We start from the raw sequence: 6883 nt of genomic DNA on the forward strand, positions 1-6883 counted from the left end.
CGAGGACGGCCTCGACGAGATCCGCCGGAAGCTGACGGACACCTCCCATTCCCGCCTTCCGGTCTCCGACGGCGGTGCCGACACGATGATCGGCGTGCTGCAGACGCGCGAGGCGCTGTCGGTGATCCTCTCCGGCGGAAAGCTGGACGTGCGTGCGCTGGTGCGCGAGGCGCCGATCGTGCCGGATTCGATGGATGCGATGCGCGTGCTGGAGACGCTGCGCGGCGCCAATGTGCCGATGCTGCTCGTCCACGACGAATACGGCCATTTCGAAGGCATCCTGACGCCCGGCGACGTGCTCGAGGCGATTGCCGGCGTCTTCCGCTCCGATATCGACGAAGGCGAGACCGACGAATATGCCGTGCTGCGCCAGGACGGTTCCTGGTTCATCGACGGCGCGATGCCGATCGACGAGATGGCGGAGCGGCTCGGCATCGCGCTGCCCGAGCGCCGGAACTACCATACGGCGGCGGGCCTCGTCATCGAGGCGATGCAGCACCTGCCGAAGACCGGCGAGACCGTCGAGGCCCACGGCTGGTGCTTCGAGGTGGTCGACCTCGACGGCCGGCGTATCGACAAGATCCTCGCAAGCCGCCTGCCGGCCTGACCTATCCTTCGAGCAACCGTGCGCCGGCGCCTTCGCCGGCAAGCACGTCGTGCGGATTGCGCAGCGGACAGTCCTGCATGGAGAGGCATCCGCAGCCGATGCAGCCGTTGAGGTGATCACGGAGCGCCGTCAGGCGGGCAATGCGCTCGTCGAGCGCCCGATGCCAGTTTTCCGACAGATGCCGCCAGTCCTCGGCGGTGAGCGGCCGGTCGTGCGGCAGCACGTCGAGCGCCTGCCTGATCTCGGAGAGCGGAATGCCGGTGCGCTGCGCCACCTTGATGACGGCGACGCGGCGGAGCACGCCGCGCCTGTAGCGGCGCTGGTTGCCGCGGTTGCGCTCGCTGCGGATCAGTCCCTTCGATTCGTAGAAATGCAGCGTCGAGACGGCGACGCCGCTTCGGGCTGCGACCTCGCCGACGCTGAGTTCCCGCTGGGCGGGGTCCGGTTTCGCTTTCTTCGGCATGGCTGTTGACCTCAATATTGCTTGAGGTTTTATACCAGCAGCTCCCTCGGAAGAAAAGCAAGGAGCCATTCTCATGACAGACACGATCACCGTCGCCCTGATCTACGGCAGCGCCCGGGAGAACCGCTTCTGCGACACGGTGGTCGACTGGGTTCTCTCCGAGCTTCGCGCCATGAAGGGGTTCGCCGTCGTCCGCCTCGATCCGGCGGAACTCGTGATCTCCGCGCGCGGGCCGGATGCGGCGTCGGTCGAGCGCATCGAGGCCGTGCTGACGGCCGCGGATGCAATCCTGATCGTCACGCCGGAATACAACCACGGCTATCCGGCGCCCCTGAAGGCGATCATCGATTCCACCTTCAAGCCGTGGCACGCCAAGCCCGTCGCCTTCGTTTCCTATGGCGGCATCTCGGGCGGTCTGCGGGCGGTCGAGCAGTTGCGCCAGGTCTTCGCCGAACTCCATGCGGTGACGATCCGCGAAACGGTGAGCCTCGCCCATGCCTGGGCGCTCTTCGATTCGGCCGGCAACCCCTTCCGGCCCGCCCAGATGAACGGCCCGCTCTTCACGATGATGGCCCGGCTCCTCTGGTGGGCGCACACGCTGCGGCGCGCCCGCAGCGAGAGGAACTACGACGAGGCGGCGGCATGAGGCATGGCGATGATCCACGCACCGTCCGGTTGCCGGAACCCGTCGCGGGGAGCGGCAATGAGCCGGTCAGGCAAATCCCGTCTGGCGCAGCGCCTCGCCGGCGATCATCGCGGCCGACAGCGCGACGTTGATGGAGCGCCGGCCTTCGACCATCGGGATCAGCACGCGGGCATCGGCCGCCTCATGCACGGCCTCCGGCACGCCGGCGCTTTCCCGGCCGAAGAGCAGGATGTCGTCCGGCCGGTAGGCAAGATCGGTGTAGCGGACGGCCGCCTTCGTCGAGGCGAGAACGAGCCGGCGGCCGGCCTGCCGCCGCCAGTCCTCGAAGTGCTGCCAGGTGACGTGGCGCGTCAGCGCCGCCGAAGCGATATAGTCGAGGCCGGCGCGTTTCAGGCTGCGGTCGGAGATGTCGAAGCCCGCCGGCTCGATGAGGTCGACCGAAAGGCCGAGGCAGGCGGCGAGGCGCAGGATCGTTCCGGTGTTGCCGGCGATGTCGGGTTGATAAAGGGCAATGCGAAGACGAGACATAAGTGTGCGCTAACGCATCTGTGCCCTGCGGGCAACAGGAGCGCGGTTCGCGGCATGCCGGAGAAGAATGGCTCTGGCAAAATGTCGCATTTCGCGCTAGGAAGCGCCATCTGCAACACGAGACAAGGGAGGCTTCCGATGAATACAGTTGGTCGAATGCGCCTTCCGGCCGGGATCACCCCGCGTCTCGCCTAGGCGTCCCAACGCTTCGGACTTCGCAGACATTTCCATTTTTCGACAGGCCGCCCGGCACCCGCTTCGCCGTCCGGCCACCGTTCCGGGACTTCGGCATTCGTGCGCGCCCTTTCGGCGTGCCGCCGGCCCGACCGACATTCACGGAGAGAGCCACCATGTTCGGCTGGTTTGAAAGACGCCTCAATCCCTATCCGCCCGAAGCGCCGACGCTGCCGCCCAAGGGCCTGTTCGCGTTCCTCTGGCACTACACGCGTCCCGCCGCACCCTGGCTCGTCGTGCTCGGCGTCTGCTCCATGGTGCTCGGCATCGCGGAGGTGCTGCTGTTCCAGTTCCTGGGCAACATCATCGACTGGCTTTCGGCGAGCGATCCGGACACGTTCCTCGCCCGCGAGGGCGGCACGCTCGTCTGGATGGCCGTGCTGCTGCTCGTCGTCATTCCCGTCTTCGGCGCGCTGCATACGATGACCATGCACCAGGCGCTTGCGGGCAATTTCCCGATGATCGCCCGCTGGCAGATGCATCGCTATCTCATCCGCCAGAGCATGACGTTCTTCTCCAACGAGTTCGCCGGCCGCGTCTCGACGAAAGTCATGCAGACCTCGCTTGCCGTGCGCGAGACGGTGATGAAGGTCATCGATGTCTTCGTCTATGTGGTGAGCTACTTCATCTCGATGATCGCGATCATCGCCGCGGCGGACCTGCGCCTCGTCGTGCCACTCATCGCGTGGTTCGTCGTCTATGTCTCCATCCTGCGCTATTTCGTGCCGAAGCTCATGGTCATCTCGCGCGAGCAGGCCGATGCGCGCTCAATGATGACGGGCCGGATCGTCGACAGCTACACCAATATCGCGACCGTGAAGCTGTTTTCGCACGCCGGCCGGGAGGAGACCTTCGCCCGCGAAGGCATGCACGAGTTCCTGCAGACCGTACACCGGCAGATGCGGCTGATCACCGCGTTCAACATCGCGATCGAGATCAACAACGTGCTCGCCATGTTCTTCACCGCGGCGATCGGCATCCATTTCTGGATGACCGGCGACGTCTCCGTCGGCGCCGTGGCAGTCGCCGTCGGCCTTGCGATGCGCATCAACGGCATGTCGCAGTGGGTGATGTGGGAGGTGACGGCGCTCTTCGAGAACATCGGCACGGTCTATGACGGCATGGGCATGATGACGAAGGCGCATGACATCGTCGATCGTCCGGAGGCTGCGAACCTCAACGCCAAGAAGGGCCACATCACCTTCGACAAGGTGCGCTTCCACTACGGCAAGGCGAAGGGCGTCATCGAGGACCTGACGCTCGACATCCGGCCGGGCGAGAAGATCGGCCTCGTCGGTCGTTCCGGCGCCGGCAAGACGACGATGATGAACCTGCTCTTGCGTTTCTACGACCTGGAATCGGGCCGCATCAGCATCGACGGCCAGGACATCGCCAGGGTGACGCAGGACAGCCTGCGCGCGCAGATCGGCGTGGTGACTCAGGACACCTCGCTGCTTCACCGCTCGATCCGTGAGAACATCGCTTACGGCAAGCCGGACGCGACGGATGCGGAGATCGTCGAGGCGGCGACGCGGGCGAATGCCTGGGAGTTCATCCAGGGCCTTTCCGACCTGCACGGCCGCACCGGCCTCGATGCGCAGGTCGGCGAGCGGGGCGTCAAGCTCTCCGGCGGCCAGCGCCAGCGCATCGCGATCGCCCGCGTCTTCCTGAAGGACGCGCCGATCCTGGTGCTCGACGAGGCGACGTCGGCGCTCGACAGCGAGGTCGAGGCGGCGATCCAGGAGAACCTCTTCGCCCTGATGGAGGGCAAGACGGTGATCGCGATTGCCCACCGGCTCTCGACGCTGACGGAAATGGACCGGCTCGTGGTGCTCGACAAGGGGCATATCCGCGAGACCGGCACCCATGCCGAACTCGTCGAGAAAGGCGGCATCTATGCCGACCTCTGGTCGCGGCAGTCCGGCGGCTTCATCGCCGACGATCATGTGGAAGACGCGGCGGAATGACGGGATCCCGGGCCGAAAGGCCCGGGATCATCGCCTGGACTACGGCGCCGGACAGCCTGCGCCCGTCTCGACCCAGGCGGCGATCAACTGGCCGAAGACCTCCTGCGAGCCGGGCGCCGGCTCGCGGCCCTCGCCGGGGTTCCAGCCCCAGCCGACGAGGCTGTCGTCGGCCATGTGCTCGATCATCTGCGCCATGGTCTTGCCGCCGTTCCTTTCCGGATCCTTGAGCTGAAGACAGATATCACCGAGCGACTTGCCCTCCCAGGCCATCTCGATCGGTGCGAGATGCCAGGAGGGATGGCCCGGAATGCTCTTCAGCGTATCGGCCTGGCCGACGACGGAGACGTTCTCCGTGCCGTGACAGGTGTTGCAGGTCATGCCGGGCATGCCCATGCCGCCGTCACCGCGGGTCACCGGCGGCTGGTGCACGCGCATCGACATGGTCTGCAGCGGCCGGTCGGTCGCCGGGTGACAGTTGATGCAGCGCGGGTGCTGGATCACCTTGCCCGCCTCCTCGAAGAGGGCGACGGAGCGCTTCGCCGGGTCGGCGATGGACTGGAACTCGGAGGCCTGCTTCAGGCCGGCCGCCGGGTTGGCGTTCGAATCCTGCGCACCGGCCGTCGGCGCGACGGCGCAAAGCAGGGAGAACGCCGCGAGAGCGGCGAGGGATTTGGTCTTCTTCATGGCCCGCTCCTACGACGTGAAGGCATTGACGATCGGCAGGCGGCGGACCGGGTTGCCGGTCAGGCGCCGCCAGGCATTGGCGACGGCGGGTCCGACCGGCGGCACGCCGGGTTCGCCGACGCCTGTCGGCGGCTCGCCCGAGGCGATGACCGCGACCTCCACCGCGGGCATCTCGTTGATCCGCAGCGACCGGTAGTCGTGGAAGTTCGACTGCAGGATCTTGCCGCCCTTGCCGAGCGTCACCTCGTCGAAGAGCACGGCACCGAGGCCGTAGCCGATGCCGCCTTCCATCTGCGCCTTGATGACGTTCGGGTTGATCGCCACGCCGCAGTCGACCGCGCACCAGACCTTCTCGACGCGCGGCGCGCCGCCATCGCCGACGGAGACCTCGACGATCTGCGCGACATAGGTGCCGAAGCTCTTCACCACCGCAACGCCGCGAGCCTTGTCCTTCCCGACCTTGCCACCCCAATCCGCCATCTCGGCCACCTTCTTCAGCGTGCCCATGTGGCGCGGTTCCTTGCCAAGCAGGGCGAGCCGCCCTTCGACGGGGTCCTTGCCGGCCTTCTCGAGCAGTTCGTCGACGAAGGTTTCCACGGCGAAGCCCGTATGGGTATGGCCGACCGAGCGCCACCAGAGCGGCGGCACGGCAAGTCTCGTGTTGTGCGCCCGGACGCGCAGGTTGGCGATGTCGTAGGGCAGATTCGAGGCTCCCTCGACGGACGTCTCGTCGAGATCGGCCTTGCCCATGATCGACTGGCCGACGATCACCTGGTCCCAGGCGACGATCTCGCCCCTGGCGTTGACCGCGCCCTTCATGCGGTGCGCGTACATCGGCCGGTAGAACCCGCCGCGGATGTCGTCCTCGCGGGTCCACATGTGCTTGAGGGTGCGCTGGCCGCCGATGGCCGCGAAGACCGCCGCCGCCTCGCGCATATAGGGCGAACCGAACTGCGCCTTGCGGCCGAAGCTGCCGCCGGTCACCTGCGTGTGGATCCGGACCATCGACGGGTCGATGCCGACGAGCTCGGCGGCGGCAGCCTTGTCCATGCCGGGGAATTGCGCGCCGGTATAGACGTCGAGCATGCCGTTGGTCGCCCGCATGAAGACCGCGTCGAGCGGCTCCATCGGCGCATGCGCGAGGAACGGGAAGACCATGTCGGCCTCCAGGCTCTCGACGCCGTCGCCGGCAAACGCGGTGTCGACGTTGCCGTTGTTCGTCGCCTCCAGCCCCTTTTCCGCGAAGAGTTTCGCGTAGTCGGCGACGATCTCCTCGCTCGAGCGCGTCTCGGCGCCCGAGAGGTCCCATTCGATCGCCAGTGCCGCCCGGCCCTTGAGCGCGGCGAAGGTGTTCTCGCCGTAGACGGCGATGCCCTGCGGCACCTGCTTCACGTCGACGACACCCGGCACCTTGCGCGCCTCCGTGTCGTCGAAGGACTTCACGGTGGCGCCGAAGTGATCCGGATGGGCAACAACGGCGACCAGCATGTCGTTCGTCACGATGTCGAGTGTGAAGACGGCGGTGCCGTTGGTCTTCGAGACCGTATCGAGCTTCGGCAGATCCTGGCCGATCAGCGTGAAGGCGGAGGGATCCTTCAAGGTGACGTTATCGGGCGGCGCGACGCGGGATGCCGCGGTCGCCAGGGCGCCGAAGCCGCTTTCCTTGCCGGACGCGGCATGTCTGACGCGGCCTTTCTCGACCGTGATCTCGCCGGCCGGCACCCCCCAGTCCGCCGCCGCGGCGGCAACCAGCA

General features: G+C 66.8%; 7 protein-coding genes. 3 read left to right on the top strand and 4 right to left on the bottom strand.

Features of this window, described 5'->3' with window-relative positions; genetic code table 11:
* Window positions 1-607 (top strand): transporter associated domain-containing protein (locus LXM94_RS12050; RefSeq protein WP_235771602.1); only part of this gene is annotated, 607 nt, incomplete at its 5' end.
* A 1-nt stretch (window position 608) separates the two neighbouring features.
* Here the strand turns inward: LXM94_RS12050 and soxR are convergent.
* A complete protein-coding gene (gene soxR / locus LXM94_RS12055) occupies window positions 609-1070 on the bottom strand; it encodes a redox-sensitive transcriptional activator SoxR (RefSeq protein ID WP_235771603.1) in 462 nt (153 codons plus the stop codon).
* 73 nt (window positions 1071-1143) lie between these two features.
* On the opposite strand from soxR, the gene LXM94_RS12060 reads away from it, so the two are divergent.
* Window positions 1144-1716, top strand: coding sequence for an NADPH-dependent FMN reductase (locus LXM94_RS12060; RefSeq protein WP_235771605.1), 573 nt, complete (start codon window positions 1144-1146; stop codon window positions 1714-1716).
* 66 nt (window positions 1717-1782) lie between these two features.
* Here the strand turns inward: LXM94_RS12060 and LXM94_RS12065 are convergent, their stop codons facing one another.
* Entirely contained in the window at window positions 1783-2244 is a 462-nt protein-coding gene (locus tag LXM94_RS12065; RefSeq protein ID WP_235771607.1) for a tRNA (cytidine(34)-2'-O)-methyltransferase, read from the bottom strand.
* Window positions 2245-2594: 350 nt separating this feature from the next.
* Here LXM94_RS12065 and LXM94_RS12070 point away from each other — a divergent pair, with 350 nt between their 5' ends.
* Window positions 2595-4445 carry an ABC transporter ATP-binding protein gene (locus LXM94_RS12070; protein ID WP_235771609.1) on the top strand — a complete coding sequence of 617 codons (1851 nt, stop codon included), beginning with the start codon at window positions 2595-2597 and terminating at the stop codon, window positions 4443-4445.
* A 39-nt stretch (window positions 4446-4484) separates the two neighbouring features.
* On the opposite strand, the gene LXM94_RS12075 is transcribed toward LXM94_RS12070, so the two are convergent.
* Together LXM94_RS12075 and LXM94_RS12080 are read right to left on the bottom strand one after the other, a co-directional pair.
* Entirely contained in the window at window positions 4485-5129 is a 645-nt protein-coding gene (locus tag LXM94_RS12075) for an Isoquinoline 1-oxidoreductase subunit (RefSeq protein WP_235771611.1), read from the bottom strand.
* 9 nt (window positions 5130-5138) lie between these two features.
* On the bottom strand, window positions 5139-6883 hold a 1745-nt coding region (locus tag LXM94_RS12080; protein WP_235771613.1), incomplete at its 5' end, for a xanthine dehydrogenase family protein molybdopterin-binding subunit.

Source organism: Rhizobium alarense (assembly GCF_021555155.1).
Taxonomy (GTDB): Bacteria; Pseudomonadota; Alphaproteobacteria; order Rhizobiales; family Rhizobiaceae; genus Rhizobium_D; species Rhizobium_D alarense.

What these genes read in the sequence shown, in the direction of transcription:
- soxR (WP_235771603.1), bottom strand. Translation starts at nt 1,070, where the DNA reads ATGCCGAAGAAAGCGAAACCGGACCCCGCCCAGCGGGAACTCAGCGTC.
- LXM94_RS12060 (WP_235771605.1), top strand. Translation starts at nt 1,144, where the DNA reads ATGACAGACACGATCACCGTCGCCCTGATCTACGGCAGCGCCCGGGAG.
- LXM94_RS12065 (WP_235771607.1), bottom strand. Translation starts at nt 2,244, where the DNA reads ATGTCTCGTCTTCGCATTGCCCTTTATCAACCCGACATCGCCGGCAAC.
- LXM94_RS12070 (WP_235771609.1), top strand. Translation starts at nt 2,595, where the DNA reads ATGTTCGGCTGGTTTGAAAGACGCCTCAATCCCTATCCGCCCGAAGCG.
- LXM94_RS12075 (WP_235771611.1), bottom strand. Translation starts at nt 5,129, where the DNA reads ATGAAGAAGACCAAATCCCTCGCCGCTCTCGCGGCGTTCTCCCTGCTT.